Raw genomic sequence first — 26,857 nt, 5'->3', positions numbered from 1 at the left:
AAGTCAAAAAACAAGGGTGAAAACACAAAAAAAAGTATATTCGCAAACAGTAAAAATGAATCAAAAAATGAAAAAAATTATTTTAAGTTTTGTAGCATTAATTGCCTTTGCTCCGGCAACAGTTTTTGCTAACGAAGGAATGTGGTTTTTAATGCATATTCAACGTCTAAACCATCGTGATATGCAAAAAATGGGATTGCAATTAACGGCTGAAGAAATTTACAGCATCAACAATTCCAGTTTAAAAGATGCAATTGTTCAGTTCAATGGCGGTTGTACAGCTGAAATGATTTCCAAAGACGGTTTGGTGTTAACCAATCATCACTGTGGTTATGATGCGATTGCTGAGTTATCTTCACCGGAAAGTAATTATTTACGTGACGGATTTTGGGCTCAAAACCGCAAAGCCGAATTAAAACCAAAGAGTTTATATGTTCGTTTCTTCGTTCGTATGGATGATGTATCGAAAAGAATTTTAAGTTTGGTAAATGATAAAATGACTGAGGCTGAACGTGAAGCGATTATCAATAAAGAAATCTCAAAAATTCAAAAAGAAAACGATGGCGGTGGAAAGTATACGGTTTCTGTACGTTCGTTTTTTCAAGGAAATGAATATTACTATTTTGTTTATGAAGATTATAAAGATGTTCGTTTGGTAGGAACACCAACTGAAAGTATCGGAAAATTTGGTGGTGATACAGACAATTGGGAATGGCCTCGTCATACCGGAGATTTTTCATTATTCAGAGTGTATGCTGATGCTAACGGTAATCCGGCTGAATACTCAGAAAACAATGTGCCTTTAAAACCGAAACACCATTTGCCAATCAGTTTAAAAGGAGTTCAGGAAAATGATTTTGCCATGATATTAGGTTATCCGGGACGCACTAACCGTTGGATGCCGGCAGAAGGGATCGAGCAAAACGTAAAATTTGCTTATCCGGCTTGGGTGGAAGGTTCAAAAATGTCAATGGACAAAATGAAAACGCACATGGATAAAGATGATGCTGTCCGTTTACAATATGCATCAAAATATGCACAAATTGCAAATTATTGGAAGAATAGACAAGGAATGATTGATGCATTATCTAAATTTAAAACAGCTGATTCAAAACGAAAAGTAGAGAAAAAATTTGATGCTTGGGCCAATAAAAAAGCCAATAAAGAACAATATGGAAATGTAATCAAAGACATTAATGCCTATTATGCACTAACTAACGAAAAAGCAAAACACGATAATTATTTAATGACTATGTTACGTGGTTCTGCTTTTGGAGTTATGCCTGCTCGAATGGGTAATCAATTAACTAATTATGCCAAAGCACAGGCCAATGAGAGAACTCAAATGAAAGCTCGTTTAGTAGAAATGATTGAAGGTACTTTTGAAAGTTTGTACATTCCTGCTGAAAAAGATGTCTTGGCTGGGCAATTAGGTTTATATGCTGCCAAAGCTAAAGGATATATGTTGGCTCCTAGTGTAGAAGCCTTGGTAAAGGATAACACCAATTTTGAAAGTTATGCAGCAAATGCAATCGATTTAAGTATCTTCTCATCTAAAGAACGATTGTTAGCTTTTTTAGAATTACCAAATGAAGAATTGATTAAAAATGATCCATTGTACAAATTGTCTTCCGATTTGCTAGATCATTACAATAAAAAGTCTGATGAGTTGAAAGCTGCTGAGGAAAAATACCAAGCCGGTTTCAGAAAATTAGTGGCTGGTTTGAGGGAATCAAAATTAAGCCCGATTTTATATCCGGATGCTAACTCTACATTGCGTTTAACCTATGGAAAAGTGAGAGCGTTACCGGTAGACAAAAGAAATGATGCCAAAATTAATAACTATACAACTTTAGAAGGTATGGTGAAAAAACACAAAGCAGGTGATCCTGAATTTGATTTATCACAGCCTTTAATTGATTTGTACAACAAAAAAGATTTTGGTCAATATGCCGACAAAGCGGGTTATATGCCGGTCAATTTCCTTTCAGATAATGATATTACCGGTGGAAATTCTGGTTCTCCGGTATTGAATGGAAAAGGAGAATTAATCGGATTAGCGTTTGACGGAAACATTGAAGCGATGGCAGGAGATGTTATTTTTGACAAAAATTTACAAAGAACAATTAATGTAGATATCCGATTTGTATTATTCATTATCGAAAAATATGCCGGAGCAAAACACATTATTGACGAGTTAACTATCGTTAAATAAGGTTTATTATTAATTCAATTAAAAAATCTGCTTCAGAAATGGAGCAGATTTTTTTATTATTGAATTTCGAGATTACTCTATTTTTACTTTTGTACTGAAGGAATGAGCAGAAAATTCAGGAGCATACATACTTTGCAAGGTTGAAATTCCGCCAACAAAACTACCGGAATGATTGACACGAACATCATATTCTAAAACATAAGTTCCTTTCTTAATCGTGTCAAAGAAAAAGTGTGTAGCAACATCTTTTGTACTTCTGTAAAAACTTAAACCACCTTTCCACTCATGTTTAGAAATCACATCAACAGGTTCAAAACTCGAAGCTCTCAAATCTTTTAAGTGAACAAATTCCAGATCATTTTCAGTTTTTAAAATTAATTTAATCGTAATTAAATCACCTGGTTTTAATGTTTCTTTACTCAATTCAACTAGTTTATCTCCAGCGGAGGATTTCACTTTTTTGTATACATTTTTTGTAATGGATAACACAGCGGTACTGTCTGATTTGATGTTTTCCAAGTTCTCAAAATATTGCCAATACAAACCACCAAATCCAGCCACCGACGATTTGTTTTCAACCAAAATAGAACCCATTTCTTTAGTAATTTCCTTTGCATTCCAATTCATTTTGATATAACCGGTTTCGGCTTCTTTTTCATTTTCAGATAATTTTTTGGTCAACACTTTTTCATTACCAATTTTAAATTTGGTGTTGTCTTTACTATTTGTCCAATCGCTTCCTTGTAATAATAATGCATAAACCGCTTCTGTTGTGGCTTTGGTAGTTGGCCAATTTTGTAATTGCTTTTGTTTGAGTAACCAAACTTTCATTTCATCAATGTGTTTTTTATCTTTTTCAATTTCAACAAAAGCTTCAATTAGCAAAGCTTGTGTTTCTATTGCCGATTGATACCAATAATATCCGTTTTTATTTTCAATCCAATACATGCCAAAATCATTGTTTCTTGTAACCGTTTCTTTTAAATTAGTAATGATTTTTTCAGCAAATTTTTTGTCTCCAAAACGATGCATCGTTATAGCCAAAAGTGCTTTTTTGTATAAAGAATACTGTAACCAATTTGCTTTAAATTCAATTTTTTGAACTTTAATAATTGAGTCAATTTTCTTTGAAGTAGGCATTTTTTCCAAATAAAAACTTCTTGCATACAAATAATGTAAATTGGAATAAGCATAATAATTAATGCGTTCGTTTTTTAAAGTGCTGTTTTTGATGAAATTTTCATCAAGATTTGGAATGGCTTTGGTTGTGATTTTTTTAAATTTAGAACTACTTTCGGGGAATAATTTTTCTAAATGGCCTAGTCCGGCAATAATGTGTTGGGTGATAAACATATTTTCATCACCACCATCAAACCAAGGAAAAGCCCCACTAGATAATTGTTTTTCTTCTAACTTTTTGAATGTACTTTCTTGCGATTCTTTCATCGTATTCAAATCCATGAGCAAAGCCAATCGTTTGTTTTTCAATTCTTCACTTTCAGCATCCAAAAGCCAAGGTGTTTCATTTAAAACAATGGATTTGAGTTCTTCATTTTGATTCAATTTTGAAATAGATGTTGGATTATTTTTCCATGATTCAAATAAACTAGCAATTTTCTGATTACTGTTGATGATTTCTGTGGCAATGAAATTTCCATAATACCGTGAAAAAGTCTGCTCGGCACATTCATGCTGAAATTCTATCAAATAAGGAAGTGATTGCAATGCCAACCAATTTGGATTGGAAGTATATTCCAACGTAAATTGATGATTTTTTAAAGTTTTTGAAGTATTGTTTTTTAAGTTTTCAAAAACATATTCTTTCTTCGAATTTCCTTTCACCCAAATTGGAATACTTTCGGTAACGAGAATTTTGTTACTCAAAACAGGAAGAATATTTTCTTCACCATCTGAAAAATTTCCCGATTTTGCTACAATTTTATATTGAATACCTTGCAAACCTTCAGGAATAGTAACTTTCCAAGTTATAGGAACACTTTCTTTTGGTTTACAATCGAAATTTCGTGTGTTATTGGTGTTTAATGCGATGCTGTCGATTGCTTTCATATTTGTTGCATCAAATAGCATTAGCATAGCAATTCCGGATTTGGTTTCGTTGGTCATGTTTACCACTTTAGCAGAAATAGAAATGGTATCTTTTTCACGCACAAATCGTGGCATATTCGTTTGAACCATCACATCTTTCTGGGAAATTATAGTCGATTCAAAATAGCCGGATTCTGCTTTTTTATTATGACCATACAAACGCAATTTCCAACTTGTTAATGACTCCGGATTTGTAAAATTAAAACTAAATTTTCCTTCGCTATCTGTTTTGAGATGTGGATAAAAGAAGGCTGTTTCGTTAAAATTTGTGCGGGTTTTTACTTGAGCTAATTCTTTTAAGGTGTTTTTAGTCGTGATGATTACAACACCACTAGCAGCTCTAGAACCGTATAATGCAGAGGTCGCAGCATCTTTTAAAATACTAATATTGGCAATATCAGAGACATACAATTCATGGTCATAATTTTCAACAACCACTCCGTCAATCACATAGAGCGGTGCATTACTAGTGTTTAAGGAACCAACTCCTCTTATTCTAATAAAGGAAGAGCCGCCTGGTTTTCCATTACCGGGAGAAACAGTAACTCCACTTGCTTGACCTAGTAGAGTTTTTAAAATCTCTTCGTTTTCATCTGAAATTGTTTCAATTGATGCTTCGACATATAAAACACTGCTGGTTAACAATTCTTTTTTTGTTGAACCATATCCAACAACAACTACTTCATCCAACATTGCATCTGTTTCCAAGATAATTTCATAACTTTTATTTTTTTCAATATGAACGAACTCTGATTTCATTCCTACATAATAAACTGCTAAAATTTCACCTTTAACTGCTTCAATACTAAAATTCCCGTCGAAATCACTTGTAGTTCCTCGGTTTGTGCCTTTAATTACAATCGAAGCTCCCGGAAGCGGTAACCCAAAATCATCTAAGACAATTCCTGATACATACTTCGCATTTTTAGGTGTTTCTGTAATTGGTTTAATTTTAGTAAGGTAGGTTTTTAAAACATGACTATTTTTTGGCTCATTGAAGTTAAAACCAAACCAATTGATTTGAGGGTTTTTATTATATTGAGATTGAAATATAAAATCTCGTTTAAAATTTTCAAATGTTTTATAACTGTTATTTGTAAATTGAAATTTCGGATAATAGGGTTGATTTGCATATTCACTAAAATAAACGGAAGACCAATTTTGTTTTGCAAACTGATCTAAAGAGCTATCATACATACTAGCTAAAACCTCAGATTCTAATTTTTGATCAATAATTTTAAAAGACCAATTTTCAAGACTACCGGGTTCAATTTTATTGCGTAAACTAATGATTTCAAAATTTAAGCTTTTTTTAATGGTTTCTTTTTTAATAGTATGTATCTTTTCATCTGAAGTATTCTCCCAAATGGTGGAAAAATGAAAATGTACATCGGATTTGTAATCCGCTTTTTTACTAAATTTAAAACTTGTTTTCCCGTTTTTTAATTGTGCTACTTGCTCATTTTTTATGTTATTATCATCATCATAATATCGAGTAGTTATCCATAAATCAGGAATCACAGATTTAATTTCTATTTCAAAAAAATTATCATTTGATTTAGAAATATCTTTGAAAGTAAACAATTCGTCATGTGAGTAAGGTTTTTCTTTTGAGTCAAGGATAAAATAAGTTTCGGATTTAATAAGATTATTTTTTTTATCAAACGCTTCTGCAATTACTTTATAATATCCGGTTTTAAATGACTTTAAAAAATCCAAGGAAACATCTTTACTTTTTTTGGTATCAAAAGAAATTGACTTAACCAGAACTTCTTTTGTTTCAGTATCCGATTGGTCAAAAGGTTCGTATGGATAAAGCTCTTCAAATTCACTTCTATTGAGCATTTGAATCTCAGGAAATCCAAAAAGGCGATTTTTTAAAAAGCTCTTTTTTTGTATTTCATATAGTTTAATTTCTCCTTTAGTCTCAAAAGGATGATTATTAAGAGTGGTACTTTGAATGATTAATTTATTTTCATCTTCTTTAAATAGTTTGTCTTTTAAAATCATTTTTAATTCTAACATTTCTTTTCCAACTCGGAGAGATTTAGAAGCACTTCTCGTTTCTCCTTGAATGTCAGTAACATCTGCTTTTATAGTGTATCTAATCAGTAGTATGCTGTCATTAGAAACATCTTCCTCTACAGCAGGAAAGTGAATGCTAAAATTTCCATTTTCATCGGTAGTCGTTTCTGCAATTATAAAATCATCGTCACTTGAATAATAACTTTCTTTTGAAGTTGTATTTTTTGAAACCGTGTAAGCAACTTTAGCATTAGTCAAATTGTTACCTGCTAATGCCTTTGCATTTCCTCTAACTTTCACTGTATCGCCAATCGTATAATTCTCTTTGATTTCATCAAATTTTACCTCAAAAGTTGGTCTTTTATATTCTTCAACTTTAAAGTTGAAACGTTCATCATAAAAATCTACATAATCCCAAAATTTGTGTTCACCTTCTTTTTTCTTGTAGTATTTTGTATCAATTTCATAGTCATCAGGTTCATCTATAGTGATAAAAAAATCGCCGGTTAATACATTTTTTGGAATATCAAATTCGCCGGAAAAAGAGCCGAATTCATTAGTTTGAACATCAAATTCTTTTAAAATGTTTTCATTGACATCACTAATTTCAACCCGAACACTTACATAAGGGACAACACTTTTTACATTGTCTTTATTTTGAATCAAAACCCCTTTATAATACATTTTTTGTCCGGGACGATAAATGGCACGGTCAAAATAAACCATGACTTTGGCATCAAAGTTTTCGTACTCTTCATCAACTTTATCATAAATAAATTTCCTATTGTATTTTTTTAGTAATGTATCATTTTCTTTAATGATTAAAATATCATTATTATAAACTTTATTTTTAATATGCGTTTTTAGTTTAAATTGAGCTTTGCCCTCTTTATTAGTGTAAATAGTTTCATCCTCATTTTTTATACTTACATTTTTTATTGGTTGTCCGGTTTTTCGATTCAAAATATAAATTGAATTACTCTTTTCATCAAAATCTTCAACAATTGAAAAGTTTGTTACTTGTAGGTTTTCATAAGCAAATGCAATTTTATTTTCAATTGTATCATTTAATGTTTCCATAAAGATTAAGTAATTACCAACATCCATTCTTTCTAATAGAATTTCTGTTGAATAATTTAAAAAATCGCCTTTGGAAGGTAATTTCAGCGTATAGCTTTTTTCAGGTTTGTTTTTTAGTTTAAAATCAAAAATTATGGAATCTCTGTTTTTTCTTTGGTTACTTTCACGGTCATAATAAAGAGAATTATCAATTAAATAATTAAATTTCACAGGAAAGCGATAGTAACTGATTTTAATCGAATCTACATTTTTAAAATCAACTAACGCACGATTATTTTGGTTAGGATATGTAATCTTTTGTAAATTTATTGATAGGGATTTCCTTAGTATTTGATTTTGAATCGACTCAGCTTCTGCTAAAGCATTAAGATTTATTTTTGTATTTAATACCGTATCAATTAATACAAGTGCTTCTTTATATTTATTGGTACTAGTGTATTTAGAGGTTTGATTAAAGTAGTTTTTTATGCGTTCAACTCTTAACGATTGTTTTAAAAAGGAGTTTGTAGTTTTGGTTTCCAAAAGTTTAATTTTACTAACATAAATAGAATTATCACCATATATAGAGTGAACGTATTTTAATCGTTCAAAATATGCAAAATCCGCTTTTTCTTTGTTATTAGACAAGTAGTAACGTTCATTTTCTTGTAAAATACCAAGTAACCTTTTTAGATTTTCATTAACTAATGTTGATAATTTATATTCAATAAAAGTGGTTGATGGAGCGTAAAGGTTTTCAAATAAATCAGATTCGTTTTTTATATTTCTAATATCCCAGCTTTTAATTTTTGGTTTATAATATTCAATACTTTTTTCAACTAAAAAGTCATATAAATTATAATTTTTAGCATCGGTGCTGGGTGAGATTTCAAAAATTTCTTTGACAGATTCGAGCGGTGTAGCACGTAGAAGTTTTTCATCTTGCAAACAAGCATTCATTTTTTCATCAATTTCAGAAGTAAAATCAATCGATGTCCATGATAAAAAATCAGTACTTTTTTGATTGGCTAATGCCGTTCTTTCATCAATAGTATAGGAATAGCGTTCATAATAATCTTGTAAAATAGTAGCATAAATATAGTTTAGTAGTGCTTTTGAAACCGGTTTAGCATCCTTAATTTCATTTCTTAAATTTGAAATAATCGTCGATTGAGCTTTTTCATCAAAAACTTGCTCAAATTTTGACAAATAGAAAATGCATTTAACGATTTGAACTTCATCTTTTTTCTTTTTGGCTTTCTTATAAATTTCCTGAACTTCTTTTTGAGCAGATTGGATTTTTCCTTCTAATTCATGTTTGTAAACTTCTTTCCATTGTTCGTCAAAATGTTGACCAAATGAAAAGGATAAAATGAAAAGGAAGTAAAGAGTTATTGATTTACGCATAAAGTGATTTTCTTAAATAGAGTAAAAAAAGGCTTCAAAGGTTGGATTTGACAAAAAAATAATTACTAAAATACTTAAAATTTGTACAACTAAATGGAAACGCAAAAACATTTCCTTATTTTTGATATCAAATTAAATTAATGACGGCATTTAAACTTATTTTTTTATTCTTATCCTTTCAATTGATGTCCAATTCAGATTTTGAAAAAGCTGAGCAATTGTTTCAAAAGCAAAAATTTGAGGATGCAAAAATTTTGTTTGAAAATTACTTGAAATCAAATCCAAACCATACCAAAACGTTAGAGTATTTAGGCGATATAGCGGGAAAAGAAAAAAATTGGGACGAAGCCATTTTGTATTACAAAAAGATAAAATTTCAATTTCCAAAAAATGCAAATTTTCATTATAAATATGGTGGAGCATTGGGAATGAAAGCCAAAGAATCTAACAAATTCAAAGCTTTAGGAATGATAGATGAAATTGAACAATCTTTTTTAGCCGCAGTAAAACTCGATGCAAAACATATCGAATCCCGGTGGGCACTCGTAATGCTATATATCGAATTACCCGGAATTGTAGGCGGTAGCGAAACGAAAGCTCAAAAGTATGCCGATGAGTTGATGAATTTGTCAAAAGTGGATGGCTTTTTAGCCAAAGGACATATTGATGAATACTTTAAACGATATGCAAAAGCGGAAGCGAATTTTAAAAAAGCACATGAAATTGGAAATTCTAAAACAACTTTTCAAAAATTATACGATTTGTACCTAAACAAATTAAAACAACCCCAAAAAGCAATAGAGTTAAAAAAGAAATTTGAAAAATAGTGAACCGTTATCTGTTGTCGGTTATCCGTTAACAGATAACAGACAACCGACAACAGACAACAAAAAATGAGAACCCACTTTATCGCCATCGGCGGAGCCGCCATGCACAATTTAGCACTTGCTTTACATCACAAAGGATATCACGTTACCGGTAGTGACGATGCTATTTTTGAACCTTCCAAATCACGTTTAGCAAAATTCGGACTATTGCCGAACGAAATGGGTTGGTTTCCTGAAAAAATCACAGCAGATATTGAGGCGATTATCCTCGGAATGCATGCTAAAGCTGATAATCCTGAATTGTTGAAAGCAAAAGAATTGGGTTTGAAAATTTATTCTTATCCTGAATTTTTATACGAACAGTCTAAAAATAAAACCCGCGTAGTAATTGGTGGTTCACACGGAAAGACGACCATTACTTCGATGATTTTGCACGTCATGCATTATCATAATATTGAAGTGGATTACATGGTAGGTGCACAATTGGAAGGTTTTGATACAATGGTGCATCTCACTGAAAAAAATGATTTTATCGTTTTGGAAGGGGATGAGTATTTGTCTTCTCCGATTGATAGAAGACCAAAATTTCATTTGTATCAACCCAATATTGCATTACTTTCCGGAATTGCTTGGGATCATATTAATGTGTTTCCAACCTTTGAAAATTATGTAGAACAATTTGAAATTTTTGTCAATCAAATTACTAAAGGTGGTATTTTGGTGTACAATGAAGAAGATGAAACGGTAAAAAGAGTAGCCGAAGAAACCACCAACACCATCCGAAGATTACCGTATCAAACGCCAAATTATTCCGTTGAAAATGGAACAACTTATTTAGAAACTCCGGAAGGACCAATGCCGATTGAAGTATTTGGTGCTCATAATTTGAACAACCTTGCCGGAGCCAAATGGATTTGCCAAAATATGGGGGTAGATGAAGCTGATTTTTACGAAGCCATTCCCAGTTTTAAAGGAGCATCAAAACGCTTAGAAAAAATCGCTGAGGGAAAAGGAAAAGTTGCGTATAAAGATTTCGCTCATTCGCCTAGTAAAGTTTCAGCCACAACCAAAGCGGTTAAAAATCAATATCCGGATAGAAAATTAGTAGCGTGTTTAGAGTTACATACCTACAGCAGTTTAAATGCTGAATTTCTAAAAGAATACGAAGGAGCTTTGGATGCCGCCGATGTTGCTGTAGTTTTTTATTCACCTGATGCGGTTAAAATCAAACAATTGGAAGAAGTAACCTACGTTCAAATCGCACAATCGTTCAAACGAAATGATTTAATTATTTATACCAATCCAACCGAATTTAAAGACTTTTTATTTTCAACTGATTTGGATAATTCTGCTTTATTGTTGATGAGTTCCGGAAATTATGGCGGGTTGGATTTTGAGGAGGTGAAGCAATTAGTCAATTAGACAATTAGTCAATTAGACAATTAGTCAATTAGTCAATGATGGTTAATTAACAGTATTAATTGACATATTGACTAATTGGCACATTTCCACATTATCCTCCATAACGAAAATGCCCCACAATCCTCCAACTAAACAAACAATCCTCCAAAACTTGTCCACCACCCACATTGTGTACAATTAAATTGCGTTTGCCATCGGATGATTTTTTGTGTGTAACAATTCCAATGTGCGGAAGTTTATCGTTAATCATCCAAGTAACTAAGTCGCCTGTTTTGTAATCGGAAGGGTTTTGAGTTACTACTAATTTTTCACCTTTCCGTTCAAAAAATACTTCCAAGTTAGGAACTCGGCGGTGATCGATATTCGTGTCCGGTTTTTTTAGCCCCCATTTTTTTAAGTTTGGGTATTTGGAGAAATTGGCCTTTAAATCTTCGTGTACTTCCTTTTGCAAATCGATTCCTAATTTCCGATAGGCTCGAATAATCACATCCGTACAAACACCTTTGTCTTTGGGCACATCACCGTTTGGGTATTTAATACCAACATAAGAAGGATCATAAGTCACTTTGTCTTTTGTCAATTCTAAAGCCGCATTGGATAATTTTAAAGAAAATGTCTGCTGATTTATTGGTAATAGAAGAAAAAGGAAAATGGACAGATTGAATTTCATACAAATTAAATTTTATTGATAACGAAATACACTTACAATTTAGTACAAAAAAAATGCCTCTTTTTGCAAAGAAGCATTTTTTGAAAAATGAATTTATAAAATTATTCTTTTAAATATTCTTCAAATGATTTTAAAGCAAATGGAATTTGAAGTTTGGTTGCTTGACCTACTAATTTGTTTTTATATTTTGATTTTAAATCTGAAAATCCGCTTTTTGCGGTATTGAATTGATCCATGATATTCTCAATATTGGCAATTTGTGAAGGTGATGGAGCATCAAATTGTGAAGCAACTGTTGCGTAAATAGCACTTAATTTTTCACGTAATTGCGGTTCAGCGGCACCTACATACATGTCGCCTGTAGTTACAACCATTGTGTTTTTTAAAGAATTAAATTCTGAATCAATTTTACCGTTTGATTTTGCTGATTTGGCATCTTTTTCCATGATTTTTTTATTCAAAGCAATCATTTCATCCAACTCATAAACCATATAAGCTAACTCTTCATTTTTATCAAAAAGCATTTTTGTAGTTTCGGCTTGTTTTTTTCTCTCCGCAGCTGAAATAACACTTTTAGGATCGTTAACCACTTTAAATTCTTGTGTATACGTATCATTTCCTTTTGTTAAAACAACTTTGTAAGTGCCTTCGGGAACTCTTGGTGAAGTAAATCCTCCATAACTTAATGTTTTGGCTGTTGCTATTTTAGGATTTTTGGTGTTGAAATTCCAAGTAACAATGTTAATACCTTTTTGTTTTCCAGGAATTAATGAAGCAATTTTATGACCGTTTAAATCTTGAATTTCCATTTCCATCTTACCAAACGTATGACGCTTTTTCAAATAATAAACAATTTGAGCTGCTGTATTTGGGTTTGGACCAACAAACTCTAATTCAGAAGCTGTTCCTCCAAAACTGGATTGCTCTTCAATGGCGAACGGTTTCATCTCGAAGAAATGAACATCTTTTTTCAAAATTTCTGGAGTAATTTGACGAAGCGGACTCACATCATCCAAAATAATAATTCCTCTTCCGTGTGTAGCCATCACCAAATCATTCGTTTTGGAATGTAAATCAAGGTAATGAATAGCCACAGCCGGCATATTATTTTCAAATTTCGACCAATTTTTTCCGCCATCAACAGTAATGTAAAGTCCTTTTTCTGTACCTAAAAACAAGAGGTTCGGATTTTTGTAATCTTCTTGTATGTTTCTGGCAAAACCATCAATATCGGCAGTTGCGATGGATGTCCACGTTTTTCCAAAATCAGAAGTTTTATATACATAAGTTGCATAATCATTTTTAGAATGACCATCAAAAACAGCATAAGCAGTTCCTTCATTAAAAACGCTGGCTTCAATATGATAACACCACGTGTTTTTGGGTAAACCTTTTAAGTTGGCCGTAACATTTGACCATGTTTTTCCACCATCTTTTGTAATTTGAACATTTCCGTCATCGGTTCCGGCCCAAATAATTTCTTTGTTTAATGGTGATTCAGCAATGGTAAAAATGGTACAATGGTTTTCAGCACCCGAATTATCCACAGATAAACCGCCTGATTTTTCAGTATTGGTTTTAGTTGGATCATTGGTTGTCAAATCGCCTGAAATTTTCCGCCAAGTTTGTCCCATATCATCCGAAACATGCACAAATTGACTACCGGCATAAATTCTGTCCGGATTATGAATTCCGGTTACAATTGGTGTATTCCAATTAAAACGTAATTTCGGGTCGCCTTTTACAGCAAGTGGTTGAATCGTTTTGAGTTCTTTAGTCTCTAAATTATATCGCCAAATATTTTCGGCCCCTTGCATTTCACTGTAGATAATTTTTTTGGTGGGATGTTTCAAAACACGGAAACCGTCACCGTAACCAACGCTATGCCAATCGCGAGCTTCGATTCCTCCATCGCTCTTGCTTGGACCATACCATGAACCGTTATCTTGTAATCCACCATAAATATTATACGGTTCTTCATTGTCCAAACTCAAATGATAATATTGTGAAAGTGGCAAATTCTTAACAATATCTAAGGTGTTTCCAGAATCCCAACTTCTGTACAAACCACCATCTGTTGCTACATATATTCGGTTGCTGTCATGCAAATCAACCGTAATATCATGAATGTCAGCGTGCATATTACCTAGCGGTTTGAATGTTTTTCCACCATCACGACTAATCGAACCTCTTAATCCACCTTTATATAGAATATCAGGATTTCGTGGATCAATCGTAATTCTTGAAAAATAAAAAGGACGAACAACCAATTCAAAATCACTGTTCAAATGTTTCCATGTCGCACCGGAATCATCCGAACGATATAAACCTTTGTCTTTGTCTTGTTCCGTCTCTAAAACTGCATATAAAATTTGCGAATTGGAAGGAGCAACACCTATCGCAATTCTCCCTAACTGACCTTTTGGAAAGCCATTGTGAATTTTATTCCACGTTTTTCCGCCATCAATTGTTTTGTATAAGGCAGAATTGTTGCCTCCCGAATTGAATGACCAAGCCGTTCTTCTGAATTCCCAAAAACTGGCATACATAATGTCAGGATTTGATGGGTCAATAACCAAATCGGCACAACCGGTGGTTTGGTCAACATAAAATGTTTTGTTCCAGGTTTTTCCACCATCGGTAGTTTTATAAATTCCGCGATCTTCGCTATCACCCCAAAGAGCTCCTAAAACGCCTGCCCATACCACATCGCTATTTCTGGGGTCAACAATAATGGAGGTGATACGATCGGATTTGGGTAAACCCATATTGTTCCAATTCAAACCACCATCAGTAGATTTGTAAATTCCATCGCCAATGGAAACACTATTTCTGGTCCAAGGTTCTCCGGTTCCCACCCAAATTGTATTGTCCGGATTATTCGGGTCAACGGTTACGCAACCGATGGATTGTATGTGTTTGTCAAAAATAGGAGAGAAAGAAGCTCCTCCATCGGAACTTTTCCAAACGCCACCACCGGCAGCTCCGATGTAAATAATTTTGTTGTTGGTGGGATGATTGGCAATATCCGAAATTCTACCACTCATGATAGCCGGTCCAATTTGTCTGGCGGATAAATCACCAAACAATTCTTTTCCTTTCAGAATAATTTCTTCCTGAGCTTGTGATGGTAAGTACGAAATCAAACCAACTGTTAAAAATAATTTGAGAATGTTTTTCATATGTTCGCTTGGTTAAAAAAAATCCCCGTACTAAAATTAATAAGGGGATTTTGTATGATTGTGATTGAATTATTCTTTGAATGTAAAAGCACTTGGGTCAACCGTTGGATTCAAGGTTACTTTTTTAATTTTCATGGGTTGACCACCTTGGTTCATTGAAAAAGGAAAGTACATTCCTTCTACTTCTTGGTAATCGCTCATGGTTGTAGTTGACATTTGTCCTTTCATCGGACCTGATTTAATTTCAGCTTCGGTTAAAATCGGAACATTATTTTCAGTATCAAAATAGTAGAAAACGATGTTGTCCACTTTTTGCCCATCAACCATTTGTGGTTTTTTGGTAAGTTTTATTTTGTAACACTCAGTTCCTTCTTTGGTTTCTTTCCCTAGGTATTCTGCTGTGTACCCTTTTGATTTGTAATCAATTAATGGATCAGGATAATCTCCGGCTTCTTGTTTGATGTTTTCCACCATTTCAGACTCCATTTTTTCTGCTTTCATTGTCATAAAATTGGTTGACCATGCCGTGGTGCCGTCAAATGCCATTTGAGTAATTTCTTGTCCTTGAAAATTAATTTTCAAATACATTTTTCCACCTTTCAATTGAACAAGTTCCACCGGAATTTCCATTCCTTGGTAGTTTACATTCATTTCCATTTTTGTTCCGGTCAAACTTCTAAATTTATCGGCACCACCAATATTTGTAATATAAGTGTTAATTATTTCATCAGCTGTTTGTGCATGAGTTGTAAAACCACCAAAAACAAAGAGCATAATTCCGAATGCGATTCCTAATTTTTTCATTGTTAAAATTTTTAGTTTTTAAAATAAGTCTTAAAATTAGTAATTATGTTACAAAAAAAACTTTATTTGCACTAATAATTTTTAAAAGCCATACAGAATGGAACAAAACAACCCTTTTTCAATAAAATATTGGGCAGAAGACGATAAGCCCAGAGAGAAGTTAATGCTTAAAGGAAAATCAGCACTCAGTGATGCTGAACTTTTAGCCATTATCATTGGTTCCGGCAACAGAAATGAAAGTGCGGTTGATTTAAGCAAACGCATTTTGGCTCAAGTGCAAAACAATTTAAATATTTTAGGAAAATTATCACTTAAGCAACTCACAGAATTTAAAGGAATTGGTAAAGCAAAAGCAATTTCTATCATCGCAGCTACTGAACTAGGCAGAAGACGAAGATTGGAAGAGGTGCAAGAATTAGTAAAAATAAATTCAAGTAGAGTAATTTTTGATGTCATGCAACCCATTATTGGCGAATTACCACATGAAGAATTTTGGGTTTTGTATTTGAATAATGCAAACAAAATCATCCATAAAGCACAATTGAGCAAAGGTGGAATTACCGGAACAGTGGTGGATGTTCGATTAGTTTTAAAAATGGCTTTGGAACACAATGCCCTGTCAATCGTGTTGTCGCATAATCATCCGTCCGGGAAATTATTAGCCAGCGATTCGGATATTGAATTAACACAAAAAGTAAAATTAGCAGCAAAACAATTGGATATGCATCTTTTGGATCATGTGATTATTACTGAAAATGGATATTACAGTTTTGCCGATCAAGGAATATTATAATTTAAGAAAGTAAAAGTGCCTCAGTCCAGAAAAAATCAAGCTAAAACACTTAGAATTTTCAGAAAAGTACATCGTACCACCGGAGCTTTTTTGTTCATGTTTTTCTTCATTGTTGCTGTTTCAGGATTTTTTCTGGGAATAAAAAAGCACAGCGGCGGAATGATTTTACCCGAATCAAAAAAAGGAACTTCAGCAGAATTGAGTGATTTTCTTCCTTTAGATAGTTTACAAAATAATGCAAATCGGTTTATAACTGAGTATTTAAAAGAATCCAATCCATCAGAAATTGACAGAATAGATGTTCGACCTGATAAAGGAATGGTGAAGTTTACTTTTAAATCTAATTTTTATGAGGTGCAACTTGATGGTGCTACCGGTAGTTTGTTACAGATTGATTTGAGACGTTCCGATGTCATTGAAAAAATTCACGATGGTTCAATTGTTGATTATTATTTAGGACTTGAATCGGGCGTTTTTAAATTGATTTACACTATCGTGATGAGTTTGGCTTTGATGCTTTTCTCCATCACCGGATTTTGGCTTTGGTACGGACCCAAAAGAATGCGAAAATCTTAGGCTATTTTTTAGAATTGATTAACAACTCGTTTTTTAAATTATCAGTATCTTTCGAATCTAATTAAAAAGGAATGATTTATACAGAAAATTTAACTTTCTCATTTAACGAAACTACTCATTTTTCTTTTCCTAATATTAAAAATAATGAATCACAAGCATTATTAATCACCGGAAATTCAGGAAAAGGGAAAACCACCCTATTACACCTTTTGGGTGGATTATTACGACCAAAATCGGGAACTATTTCTATTCAAGACACTAACATTTCTTCTTTATCTGAAAAAGAATTAGATCGCTTTCGCGGAAAAAATATTGGTTTAGTTTTGCAACAATCACATTTTGTGGCTTCATTAAATGTGCTTGAAAATGTAGTTTTGGCATCCTGGTTAGCTACAGGAAAAAAGGCAACTGAGAAAGCAAAAACATTATTAAAGGAATTGGATTTAGAAGATCAGATGTATAAATTACCTTCCAATTTAAGTGTTGGGCAACAACAAAGAGTTTCCATTGCCAGAGCATTAATCAACCAACCTAAATTACTTCTAGCCGATGAACCTACTTCAAGTTTAGATGATGAAAATGCAGCAAAAGTAGCTGATTTATTAGCTCATTTATCCAAAGAATACAAAGCATCGTTGATAATTGTGACACACGACCAACGATTAAAAGATAAATTTTCTAACCAATTAAACTTAAACTAAATGATAGCAAAATTAGCTTGGAAAAACCTTTGGTTTAAGCCTTTGAATACCGTGTTGAGTTTGGTTTTGTTAACCGCTTCGGTGGCGATAATTTCATTATTGATTTTATTGCAAGAACAATTTGAAAAACAATTTTCAAGTAATATTGATGGAGTTGATTTGGTTTTGGGTGCACAAGGAAGTCCGTTACAATTGATACTCTCTTCCGTCTATCAGGTTGATGCTCCAACCGGAAATATTGATTACAAAGAAGCCGAAGTTTGGATGAAACATCCGTTTGTTGATACAGCTATTCCGTTAGCTTTTGGTGATAATTACCGCGGATTTAAAATTGTAGGGACAACGCCTGATTATATCAAAAAATATACAGCAACCATTTCCGAAGGCAAAGTGTTTGAAAAGAATTTTGAAGTGGTAATCGGAAGTGAAATTGCCAAAAAACTAAACATCAAACTTGGAGATAAATTTTTTGGAACACACGGTGATGCCGAAGAAGGCCATGTCCATGAGGAATATGCATATGTGGTTGTTGGAATTGCCTCGCCAACCGGAAAAGTAATTGACAATTTAATTTTGTGCACGGTAGAAAGCGTTTGGGAAATGCATTCCGGTCACGATCATGGGGGAGAAGCTCATTCGGAAGACGAAAATCCACCCCACGGCGAAGAAGGTCACATTCATGTTGAAGGAGACGAACATGACCATGAGCATGTGCACGATGAAAACTGTAATCATGACCACGACCATGAAGTTTCAGAAAATCCCGCTCACGGCGAAGAAGGCCACGTGCATGAAGAAGGTGATGAACACGATCACGAACACGACGAAGCCAAAGAAATTACAGCAGTTTTAGTGAAATTTAAAAACAAAATGGGTATCATTTCTTGGCCAAGAATGATAGCTCAAAATACAAAAATGCAAGCAGCTTTACCCGCTATTGAAATCAACAGATTGTTTTCATTGTTTGGTATTGGATTACAAGCTTTACAGTATTTAGCCTACGGAATTATGTTGATTTCAGGCATTAGTATTTTCATTGCCCTGTACAATCGATTAAAAGAACGAAAATATGAATTTGCCTTGTTGCGGGTATCCGGTGCATCGCGAATTCAAATGTTAGGGTTGGTTTTGTTTGAAAGTTTATTGCTTTGTGTAGTAGGCTTTTTCTTTGGTACACTTTTTGGGAGATTAGCTTTAGTAATGATTTCAAGTACAACCGATAAACAATTTAAAATGGCTTTCAATCCAATGACAATAATTTGGGAAAAAGAAGGAATTTTATTTTTGGTTACTATCTTTGTGGGCGTTTTAGCTGCAGTAATTCCTGCAGTGAAGGCTTATCGATTAAATATCTCAAAAACATTAGCTAATGCGTAAAATATATATAGTTTTTATCCTATTATTCGGAGTTATTATTGTGCTGGATTCTTCATTAGAAGTTAACTATCCTTTTACTAATACTACCTCTACTGAAGAAATTCCGATTCAAAAAGCAGGATTTATTTCTTCCATTGACACAAAAGTTGATTTTGTTGAAGACGATTTATTCACGCAAGTAAAACCCGATACTTTATCTTGGAAGTTGTTAGGGATAATTAAATACATCAAAAAACCGGACAAAGATTATCCAGACGGAGTAATGTTTCCAATCATCAACTCTGAATTAAAATCAAAAAATAAAAAGAAAATCGTGATGAGTGGTTTTATTATTCCGATTGATAATGTGTCTTATGCGTTGAGTAAAAATGTTTTTGCTTCTTGTTTTTTCTGTGGTCAAGCCGGTCCGGAAACCATCATGGGAATCAAGTTTAAAGGAGCTACTCCAAAACTAAAAACAGATCAATATGTTACTTTAGAGGGAACATTTCGTTACAATGATAATGATGTGAACGATTGGATTTATCACATTGAAAATGCCGTGATTGTGAAAGGCGGAAAATAAAACTTAGTTTTTTCGTTTTTTTGTCATTCCGAAAGATGACGAAGTCGAAATAGGACACGAGCTTTAGCGAACTGGCGAAGCAATCTCCTACGAAGTTGAATAATAGTATTGATAAACCTTTCACAATTACCACAAGATGAAACCCTTTCAACATAAATCCGACATTTTTTTCGATTTAGATCACACCTTATGGGATTTTGAAAAAAATTCTGCGTTAGCATTTGAAACGATTTTTAAAAAGCATGAGTTAGAATTGGACTTAGAACATTTCTTGGAGTATTATATTCCTACAAATTTGAAGTTTTGGAAATTGTATCGTGAAGAAAAAATTTCTCAAGAAGAACTTCGTTACCAACGTTTAAGAGAGGTTTTTGATTTAATGAATAAATCTGTGAAGGATGATCTTATTCATTTACTTTCTCAGGAATATATTCAATATTTACCAAAATTTAATCATTTGTATGATGGTGCTACAGAAATATTAGACTATTTATATCCTAATTATAATTTACATATCATCACAAATGGTTTTCAGTCTGTACAAGATGGTAAAATGAGAAATTCTAACCTCTTAAAGTATTTCAAAACAATCACTAATTCTGAAAGTGCGGGTGTTAAAAAACCAAATCCGATTATTTTTAATCACGCTTTACAACTAGCCAAAACAAATAAGGAAAAATCAGTGATGATCGGTGATAGTTGGGAAGCTGACATTGAAGGTGCATTAAATGTCGGAATGGACGCTATTTTCTTTAACGAATTTAATATTCCGGTTGAAAATAATTTTCCGCAAGTAAATAATTTATTACACTTAAAGAATTATCTTTAACTTTATTTATTTTGAAGATGAAAAAATTTGTTTTTATATTTTTAATATTGGGTGCTTTTCAACTAGTTGCTCAAAACTTAAATGATTATCAATATGTAATGGTTCCCACAAGATTTGCCGATTTTGATACGGAAAACCAATACAGGTTAAACACCATAACAAAGTTTAATTTGGAAAAAATGGGATTTTTTGCGTTTTATGAAAATTCAGATATTCCCAAAGAAGTTGGTGATAACCGTTGTGCAGTGCTTAATGTTGATTTAGTAAAAGGGAAACATTTGTTTTGGACAAAATTAAATGTTGTTTTTAAAGATTGTTTTGGTAAAATTATTTATCAAAGTCCAGACGGTAAAACAAAAGAAAAAGAATATAAAAAGGCTTATCAAGAGGCATTACAAAATGCATTTACTTTTTTGTTTGATTTAAATTATAAATACAATGGTGCCAAAGTTGTAGATCAAACTCCAATATCTTTTTCAACTGCTGAAAAACCTATTTCAACTGTTCCTGAACCGGTTTTTGAAACATCTGATTATTCAAAATTATTATTTGCTCAGCCAACTTCAAACGGATTTCAATTGGTGGATTCCACTCCAAAAGTAGTGTTTAAATTATTCAAAACAGATAGTCCAACAATGTTCTTAGCTCAAAAAGGCAATCAAAATGGTGTTGTTTCATTAAAAGATGGGAATTGGTTTTTTGAATACCAAGAAAATGAAAAAGTGGTTTCAGAAAAAATAGAAATTAAGTTTTAATATCCATATTTATCCTTCCACCTATTTTTTAAAAAATTCCGTAACTCTTTTTCACGAGCATTATTACCAGGCTCATAAAATGAAGTATTCTGAATTTCGTTTGGTAAAAATTCCTGTTCCACAAAATTATTTTCAAAATCGTGAGCATTTTTATATTCATCACCATAACCTAATTCTTTCATCAATTTGGTTGGAGCATTTCGCAAGTGTAATGGAACAGGTAAATCGCCGGTCTGTTTGACGATTTGTTGGGCTTTTCCAATGGCTAAATAACTCGCGTTACTTTTGGCAGATGTCGCCAAATAAATCGCACATTGACTTAATAAAATTCTACTTTCGGGATAGCCGATGGTGGTTACTGCCTGAAAGGTATTGTTTGCCATGATCAACGCAGTTGGATTTGCATTACCAATGTCTTCACTAGCTAAAATGAGCATTCTTCGGGCAATGAATTTTACATCTTCTCCACCTTCAATCATGCGAGCTAACCAATACACCGCTCCATTTGGATCGCTTCCGCGGATAGATTTGATAAAGGCAGAAACAATATCATAATGTTGTTCACCTGTTTTGTCATATAAAACGGTGTTCTTTTGAACCAATTGCATCACTTTTTCATTCGTGATTTCAATGGCATCTTCTTCCGTTGCATTCACGATTAATTCGAAAATATTCAGCAATTTTCTTCCGTCACCACCGGAAAGCCGGAGTAGGGCTTCGGTTTCCGTTAAGGTGATGTTTTTTGTTTTTAAAATCTCGTCTTGTTCAATCGCTCGGTGTAACAATTGTTCTAAATCGTCTTTTGAGAAAGCATTTAGCACATATACCTGACATCTTGACAATAATGCCGGAATCACTTCAAAACTCGGATTTTCTGTGGTGGCACCAATCAACGTAATCCATCCTTTTTCAACAGCGGCTAATAAAGAATCTTGTTGAGATTTGCTAAAGCGATGAATCTCATCAATAAACAAAATTGGGTTTTTGGCAGTGAATAACCCTCCGCTTGTTTTGGCTTTGTCTATCACTTCGCGAATGTCTTTTACCCCCGAATTAATGGCACTTAACGTAAAAAATGGACGTTTACTTTCCTGAGCCATAATTTGTGCCAAGGTCGTTTTTCCGGTGCCAGGTGGTCCCCACAAAATTAAACTCGGAATGATTCCTTTCGCAATTTGATGCGTCAACGAACCTTGTTCGCCAACCAAGTGCAATTGACTAATGTATTCCGATAAATTCTGTGGCCGGATGCGTTCGGCAAGTGGTGCTTCCATGGTGTAAAAATACTCATTTCTGACAAAAAAGCACTATTTTCGTTTTGGATGTGTTTTTGATAATAAGTATAACTATGAAACAAAACTCCTTTATTTTTTCAACTTCCGTCATCGCATGGCCCTTGTTTTTTGTATTGGCTTTGTGGATTGTTTTTTGGGTAGAAGTCAGGTTTAAAATTGATTTAAGCAGTTATGGAATTTTGCCCAGAACAGTAAACGGATTGAAAGGTATAATTTTGAGTCCTTTTTTGCATGGAGACATCAAACATTTGTATAATAATTCGATTCCACTGTTGTTTTTAATAGCCGTTTTGAGGTATTTCTACCGTGAAGTTTCACTCCAAGTTTTAGTATTTGGGATTTTATTTTCCGGAATTGGGACGTGGATGATAGGAAGAGAGAGTTATCATATAGGTGCGAGTGGACTGATTTATGTTTTGGTCAGTTTCATCTTTTTCAAAGGAATTCAAACCCAGTATTATCGACTAGTTGCTTTGTCATTAGTAATTGTGATGCTTTATGGAGGAATGGTCTGGTACATTTTTCCGGAAGTTGAAAACGGAATTTCATGGGAAGGTCATTTGGCCGGATTCATCACCGGATTTTTATTTTCACTTTTATATAAAGCCGAAAAATACAAAAAGCCAATTCGATATGAATGGGAAAAACCTGATTTCAATCCCGAAAATGATCCGTTCATGAAACACTTTGATGAGCAAGGAAATTTCGTCAACACACCAAAACCTGAAGAATTAGAGGTAGATTATTCTTTTTTCAAGATTGATGAAAATGTGTTTTATGAATTTAAACCTGAGAATGAAAAGGAGTAAATAAATTATCTTCTTTGTCTTACCACTTCATACAAAAAAGCTCCACAAGCCACAGAAACATTCAACGAAGCAATGGTTCCAAACATAGGTAGTTTCGCTTTTTCATCTACAATTTTCAAAACAGAGGGATTGATGCCGCGGTCTTCACTTCCCAAAATGATTGCCAAAGGTTCATTTAATGCTAAATCATAAATTGAATCATCCGTTTTTTCGGTAGCGGCAATCGTTTTGATTCCGGAACCTTGCAGGTAAAAAATGGCATCTTTAATGTGTTCCACTTTACAAATCGGTACATTGAAAACGGCACCGGCACTTGTCTTTACGGTGTCTCCGTTCACGGGAGCAGCACCTTGTTTACCAATAATGATTCCGTCAACGCCGGTGCATTCTGCTGTTCGGATGATGGCACCAAAATTACGGGCATCTGACAATTGGTCTAAAATTAAAAAAAGGGGAGTCTTTCCACTTTCCAATACATTGGAAATTAAATTTTCTAAATCATAAAAGTTTACCGGTGCAATTGTTGCCACGGCACCTTGATGATTTTTGGATGTAAGACGGTTTAATTTTTCAAGAGGAACATAAGTAAAATTCACTTTGTGTGATTTCATCACTTTCATTAATTCACGCATCAAGTCGCCTTGAATGTCTTTTTGCAAGAACACTTTATCGATTTCTTTCCCTGCTTGAATGGCTTCGATGATCGCTCTAATTCCAAAAATTTGATTGTCTTTTTCCATGAGGTAAAGGTATAAAAAAACCACTCTTTAAAGGAGTGGTTTATAAATAAAAACAATAGTTTTTTAATCTTGGAAAATTGCCGGCCAGGGTTCGTTTCCTTCACGCGTTAAAACAGTTGTTCCGGTTTCGTTGTAGGTACTAGCAAAATTAATAGTCATTTGAGCTCCATTTACACTTACAATTTCATAAGTCCAAGTTTCTCCATATTGATCAGAGCCTAGTGTTAAAAGATTTTTACAAAACCATTTTACAGCTGCACCATCGTCATAGGCAGGATCATCAAACCAGCAAGATGATTCGAAAAGACCAAAGGAATAGTCGGTTATTCTGTAGGTTCCCTCAGGTAATGGATTACCGTCTTCATCTGTATCAAACCATGTAACAGTTCCACTTACTGTTCCTCCACAAGGACTTGAACCTGGAATTGACATATTGGTTGTTACATAACTATGCGTACCAGCTAAACTAGATTCAAATGGACAGGTTACATTAACATTATATCGGAAAGGAGATCGATAATATGCTCCTCCTACTATGTTCGCACTTGAGTTTTCCCAACTAAAAGTTCTTCCATCTGTTGTTAAATATTTGAAGCGAACTTCAAATTGATCTCCACCATTAAACTCACCATCTTGAACACTTAAGGCTTGAAGTAATTGTGCAAGAGAAATATTTACAGTTATTCTGGGTAATCCGATTGGTCCGGTTGCAAAATCACTTGGTAATAAATCGTAAAGAAATGTTTCTTCTACACCATAATCAATACCGTCATCGGTATTATCTTTAAAACTGGCATACACTTCGACTTTTTCCATTAATCCACCGTTTAATCGATCTTGTGCTTCAAGAATTACTGTAAAAGCGGCATCATCATCTCCAAGAGCAATTTCACTGCTCACCAAATCAATTGTTCGTAGCACGGCACCACTAGTGGTTTCGTCTAGAATACCATCTATTGAGTTATCACTATCACTACATCCGATAAAGAATGTCAGTAACCCAACAACACTTATTTTTAATACTTTATTTTTCATTTTATTTTTTAGTTACCTACCGGAAATCCAGTAGTTGGATTAGTATCCCAGAAAACTCTGGTTGTTACATTATCTTTTTGTGTCACATTTGTATTTGTGTTTGCTTCACTAGCGGGATAGAAAAACGAACGAATGTAATCTCCCGGATTAGGATCAATATTTGGCTGAATGTCTGTAGGAGCACCTGTTCTTCTATAGAAATTATAACCATCAATTCCGTTTCCAAACAAAGTTACAAAGAATTCTTTAGCAATAACATTCAATTTTTGTTCATTCCCTACAGCATTATCCATTAAAGTGCCCACTTCATTTAAATAAGCTACATCAACAGTTGGACCTGGTACAAAGGAAGTATTTGCGTCTATATCTCTAGAAATAAAAGCCCTAACTTTCGAAATAGATTTTTGTACCCCGGCTAATACAAACGATTTTGCGTCACCAGAGCCACCAAATAAAGCAGCTTCAGCTCTAAGAAAATCAACGGTAGAACTTAAAAATATTGGTGTTATTCCATTTCCTTTAGCACCTAAATTTAAATCAGTTTGTTCAAAAGAATTATCATCAAATCTTCCACCAACCGGGTATAGACCATAAGCTGTTTTCTTTGTTCCATCAGGAGGTAAACCTTCATCATTTCCATGATCTCTTCCCCAGTATCCTTCATTATTTTCAATTCTACAATAAACATGATTGCCGGCAGCATAATGAGCTGGTATCGGTTCAACTGTACAACGTAAGTCCTGTTCACTTACTGGAACATCGCTCACTTGTCTATAAAAGTAGAATCGCATTCTTGGGTCTACAACACTTTTGGTGTTTTTCATTTGATTCATCAACCAATTAGACATATATCCACTTGCTCCTGCTGCGCCTGTAGGCGTATAGTTTGCCGCATAGATTGGATGTCTTGTATCTGGATTGGTGTTGTTTGTTCCCCAAGTGAATTGGAAGTCATCCTCAACATTTGTCATATAATTTCCTTCTGCAATTATGCTTTCAAAAGATGAAATTGCGGAAGGATCGACTAATCTTCTTTGCATATAGATTTTAAGTTTTAATGAATTCGCTAGTTTAATCCATTTTGACCAATCTTTTTGATAATAAAAATCAAAGGTTGGTTCAGCCGGTGCATCTGTTTCAAAATTTACAATGGCTTGGTCTAATAATCCTAATGCATTATTATATATTGATTCTCCAGAATCAGTTGCGGGATTTAAATTTGTAATATCAAACGCTTCACTATATGGAACATCTCCAAAAAAGTCGACTAATGTTACCATTAAATAGGCTTCGAAAACCTGTCCCATTCCTGTATGTTTCGTTAAGCCATTGTCTACAGTCACTTGATTTAAAAGTCTAATGTTTTTAATAGTTCCTTGATAAGTATCTTCCCATCTTGTGTCAAAAGAAGAAGGGTCATAGGCAGCAAAATAATTTCTGCCAAACATGTAATGAATGCGACTAACTTCTCCTGCTGTCGTACCGTAGCGTTGAACTACATCTGCAAAATTCAGTTGAACTGCATTAAGCAAAAAGTTAGGATCTGATTGTTCAGGAGACAAACCATTTGGGTTATCTATGATATCCAATTCTGTACTTTCACAACTTATTAAAAGTGTAAATACAGCCAGAATTGCACTTGAAATTTTTATTATTTTTTTCATA

The 26,857-nt window shown here is 33.6% G+C and carries 19 protein-coding genes; 11 read left to right on the top strand and 8 right to left on the bottom strand.

Annotated features, from left to right (window positions below):
- Nucleotides 1-67: 67 nt before the first annotated feature.
- Nucleotides 68-2,215 carry a S46 family peptidase gene (locus EQG68_RS02170; RefSeq protein ID WP_129463143.1) on the top strand — a complete coding sequence of 716 codons (2,148 nt, stop codon included), beginning with the start codon at nt 68-70 and terminating at the stop codon, nt 2,213-2,215.
- 72 nt (nt 2,216-2,287) lie between these two features.
- On the opposite strand, the gene EQG68_RS02165 is transcribed toward EQG68_RS02170, so the two are convergent.
- Entirely contained in the window at nt 2,288-8,812 is a 6,525-nt protein-coding gene (locus EQG68_RS02165; protein ID WP_129463142.1) for an alpha-2-macroglobulin family protein, read from the bottom strand.
- A 140-nt stretch (nt 8,813-8,952) separates the two neighbouring features.
- Between EQG68_RS02165 and EQG68_RS02160 the strand changes: the two genes are divergently transcribed.
- Together EQG68_RS02160 and EQG68_RS02155 are read left to right on the top strand one after the other, a co-directional pair.
- Nucleotides 8,953-9,639: a tetratricopeptide repeat protein gene (locus EQG68_RS02160; protein WP_129463141.1), complete on the top strand. Its 687-nt coding sequence runs from the start codon at nt 8,953-8,955 to the stop codon at nt 9,637-9,639.
- A gap of 66 nt (nt 9,640-9,705) precedes the next feature.
- Nucleotides 9,706-11,061, top strand: a complete 1,356-nt coding sequence (locus EQG68_RS02155; RefSeq protein ID WP_129463140.1) for a UDP-N-acetylmuramate--L-alanine ligase — start codon at nt 9,706-9,708, stop codon at nt 11,059-11,061.
- Nucleotides 11,062-11,152: 91 nt separating this feature from the next.
- Here the strand turns inward: EQG68_RS02155 and EQG68_RS02150 are convergent, their stop codons facing one another.
- The 3 genes from EQG68_RS02150 to EQG68_RS02140 form a co-directional block, all read right to left on the bottom strand.
- Nucleotides 11,153-11,731, bottom strand: coding sequence for a DUF1287 domain-containing protein (locus EQG68_RS02150; protein WP_129463139.1), 579 nt, complete (start codon nt 11,729-11,731; stop codon nt 11,153-11,155).
- A 101-nt stretch (nt 11,732-11,832) separates the two neighbouring features.
- Nucleotides 11,833-14,913 (bottom strand): WD40/YVTN/BNR-like repeat-containing protein, encoded by a 3,081-nt coding sequence (locus EQG68_RS02145; protein WP_129463138.1) that lies wholly within the window; start codon nt 14,911-14,913, stop codon nt 11,833-11,835.
- A 69-nt stretch (nt 14,914-14,982) separates the two neighbouring features.
- A complete protein-coding gene (locus EQG68_RS02140) occupies nt 14,983-15,717 on the bottom strand; it encodes an outer membrane lipoprotein-sorting protein (protein WP_129463137.1) in 735 nt (244 codons plus the stop codon).
- Nucleotides 15,718-15,814: 97 nt separating this feature from the next.
- Here EQG68_RS02140 and radC point away from each other — a divergent pair, with 97 nt between their 5' ends.
- The 7 genes from radC (at nt 15,815) to EQG68_RS02105 (ending at nt 21,313) form a co-directional block, all read left to right on the top strand.
- On the top strand, nt 15,815-16,510 hold the full coding sequence (gene radC / locus EQG68_RS02135) for a RadC family protein (RefSeq protein ID WP_129463136.1): 696 nt from the start codon (nt 15,815-15,817) through the stop codon (nt 16,508-16,510).
- 15 nt (nt 16,511-16,525) lie between these two features.
- The gene (locus EQG68_RS02130; RefSeq protein WP_129463135.1) at nt 16,526-17,086 is read left to right on the top strand and encodes a PepSY-associated TM helix domain-containing protein; all 561 of its coding nucleotides are present in this window, start codon (nt 16,526-16,528) and stop codon (nt 17,084-17,086) included.
- A 71-nt stretch (nt 17,087-17,157) separates the two neighbouring features.
- Nucleotides 17,158-17,787 (top strand): ABC transporter ATP-binding protein, encoded by a 630-nt coding sequence (locus EQG68_RS02125; RefSeq protein ID WP_129463134.1) that lies wholly within the window; start codon nt 17,158-17,160, stop codon nt 17,785-17,787.
- Entirely contained in the window at nt 17,788-19,164 is a 1,377-nt protein-coding gene (locus EQG68_RS02120) for an ABC transporter permease (RefSeq protein WP_129463133.1), read from the top strand. It abuts the gene before it with no gap.
- Entirely contained in the window at nt 19,157-19,729 is a 573-nt protein-coding gene (locus tag EQG68_RS02115) for a hypothetical protein (protein WP_246011610.1), read from the top strand. Before EQG68_RS02120 ends, EQG68_RS02115 begins: the two co-directional genes overlap by 8 nt.
- Nucleotides 19,730-19,865: 136 nt before the next feature.
- Nucleotides 19,866-20,558 (top strand): YjjG family noncanonical pyrimidine nucleotidase, encoded by a 693-nt coding sequence (locus EQG68_RS02110; RefSeq protein WP_129463132.1) that lies wholly within the window; start codon nt 19,866-19,868, stop codon nt 20,556-20,558.
- 17 nt (nt 20,559-20,575) lie between these two features.
- Nucleotides 20,576-21,313 carry a hypothetical protein gene (locus EQG68_RS02105; RefSeq protein WP_129463131.1) on the top strand — a complete coding sequence of 246 codons (738 nt, stop codon included), beginning with the start codon at nt 20,576-20,578 and terminating at the stop codon, nt 21,311-21,313.
- On the opposite strand, the gene EQG68_RS02100 is transcribed toward EQG68_RS02105, so the two are convergent.
- Complete coding sequence (locus EQG68_RS02100) at nt 21,310-22,587, bottom strand: replication-associated recombination protein A (protein WP_129463130.1); 1,278 nt, start codon at nt 22,585-22,587, stop codon at nt 21,310-21,312. The two genes, EQG68_RS02105 and EQG68_RS02100, sit on opposite strands and share 4 nt — an antisense overlap.
- A gap of 74 nt (nt 22,588-22,661) precedes the next feature.
- Between EQG68_RS02100 and EQG68_RS02095 the strand changes: the two genes are divergently transcribed.
- Entirely contained in the window at nt 22,662-23,417 is a 756-nt protein-coding gene (locus EQG68_RS02095; RefSeq protein ID WP_129463129.1) for a rhomboid family intramembrane serine protease, read from the top strand.
- Nucleotides 23,418-23,422: 5 nt separating this feature from the next.
- Here EQG68_RS02095 and rlmB read toward each other — a convergent pair whose 3' ends face one another.
- The 3 genes from rlmB to EQG68_RS02080 all read right to left on the bottom strand — a co-directional run bounded on the left by rlmB (nt 23,423) and on the right by EQG68_RS02080 (nt 26,856).
- Nucleotides 23,423-24,157: a 23S rRNA (guanosine(2251)-2'-O)-methyltransferase RlmB gene (gene rlmB / locus EQG68_RS02090; protein WP_129463128.1), complete on the bottom strand. Its 735-nt coding sequence runs from the start codon at nt 24,155-24,157 to the stop codon at nt 23,423-23,425.
- Between the two features lie 63 nt (nt 24,158-24,220).
- Nucleotides 24,221-25,192, bottom strand: a complete 972-nt coding sequence (locus tag EQG68_RS02085; RefSeq protein WP_129463127.1) for a hypothetical protein — start codon at nt 25,190-25,192, stop codon at nt 24,221-24,223.
- 8 nt (nt 25,193-25,200) lie between these two features.
- Nucleotides 25,201-26,856 (bottom strand): SusD/RagB family nutrient-binding outer membrane lipoprotein, encoded by a 1,656-nt coding sequence (locus tag EQG68_RS02080; protein ID WP_129463126.1) that lies wholly within the window; start codon nt 26,854-26,856, stop codon nt 25,201-25,203.
- Nucleotide 26,857 lies beyond the last annotated feature (1 nt).

The sequence above is a fragment of the Flavobacterium piscinae genome, from assembly GCF_004122145.1.
Taxonomy (GTDB): domain Bacteria; phylum Bacteroidota; class Bacteroidia; order Flavobacteriales; family Flavobacteriaceae; genus Flavobacterium; species Flavobacterium piscinae.
The sequence above is the reverse complement of the archived record's forward strand: the minus strand, read 5'-3'. Positions and strand labels throughout refer to the sequence as shown.